1 pseudogene is annotated in these 855 nt (G+C 61.2%); it reads left to right on the top strand.

The features are described from left to right. Positions 1-73 precede the first annotated feature (73 nt). Positions 74-855: pseudogene (locus ACGHJ7_RS14750) on the top strand (IS5 family transposase).

Raw genomic sequence — 855 nt, 5'->3', positions numbered from 1 at the left:
CTAGGCCGTGTTGACAAAAGGGATTCCCAAGGGCCCCGTCTTCTGATTCAAGACTGCTTTTTGAGGAGCAGTCATGGGCCGCGGGGATTTGTCGAATGCGGAGTGGGAGTTGATCGGGCCGCTGTTGCCTCCTGAGCGTGGTCGCTGGGCGCGACCAGCGGGCGATAATCGGCGCTTCCTCAATGGCATGCTCCACGTGTTGCGGGTCGGCTGTCCCTGGCGCGACATGCATGAGCGATACGGCAAGTGGAACTCGGTGTATGTCCGGTTCCGGCGCTGGGCAGAACAAGGTGTCTGGGATGCCTTGCTGCAAACGCTGGTCGATCTGGGCCTCACCGACGACTGGCAGCACATGATCGACAGCACTAGCGTTCGCGGCCACGTCTCGGCAGCGGGCGGAAAAGGGGGGCTTGTGCGAACGCTCTTGGTCGATCACGCGGCGGCTTTACGAGCAAGATCCATGCCCGATGTGACAATCAAGGACTCCCTGTCGGCTTCATCTTGACCGGCGGCGAGGCCTCTGATTACACCGCTGCCGAGCCGCTTATGGCGATCCCTGTCGCCACGCCCAAGGCACTGCTGGCGGACAAAGGTTATGATAGCGACCGTTTCCGCGAAAGCCTGCTGATCCGGGGCATCCTGCCAATCATCCCGCCCCGCTCGAACCGTAAGGTCCCAGAGCACCCTGACTATCGCCGCTACAAGGACCGCAACCGCGTCGAGCGCATGTTCGGCAAGCTCAAGCAGCAGCGCCGTATCGCTACCCGCTACGATAAGACCGTCCTCTCCTTTGAAAGCTTCCTCAACCTCGCCGCCGCCCGCTTATGGCTGATGTCTTTTGTCAACACGGCCTAG

Source organism: Altererythrobacter sp. MTPC7, assembly GCF_042851395.1.
Lineage (GTDB): Bacteria > Pseudomonadota > Alphaproteobacteria > Sphingomonadales > Sphingomonadaceae > CAJXSN01.
Note: the sequence above shows the minus strand (reverse complement) of the source record. Positions and strands in the feature narration are given on the sequence as shown.